Consider the following 423-nt stretch of genomic DNA (forward strand, 5'->3'; position numbering starts at 1 on the left):
GATCGTTAACAACGATTGCCTTGTGGGATACAAGCTGACGTGATTCTGCGCGAGTAGAACCGTAGCCCATACGATATACAACATTATCAAGGCGTTGTTCCAGCAACTGAAGCAAGTTTTCACCTGTAGCGCCTTTACGGCGTGCAGCTTCTTTATAGTAGCCACGGAACTGTTTTTCAAGAACACCGTATAGACGGCGAACTTTCTGCTTCTCACGTAGCTGGGTACCGTATTCAGACAAACGTCCGCGACGAGCACCGTGCATACCTGGAGCAGTTTCTAAGTTACACTTTGAATCTAGCGCTTTAGCGCCACTTTTCAAAAATAAGTCAGTACCTTCACGGCGTGACAGTTTACATTTTGGTCCAATATAACGAGCCATTTGCTAATCCTCTAAACGCGACGTTTCTTAGGTGGGCGACA

Annotated in this window: 1 protein-coding gene; it reads right to left on the minus strand. The window is 46.6% G+C overall.

Annotated features, from left to right (window positions below):
- Positions 1 to 382: 30S ribosomal protein S4 (gene rpsD / locus A3735_RS09540; RefSeq protein ID WP_082885849.1), on the minus strand; the 382-nt coding region annotated here is incomplete at its 3' end.
- Positions 383 to 423 lie beyond the last annotated feature (41 nt).

Source organism: Oleiphilus sp. HI0061 (assembly GCF_001635675.1).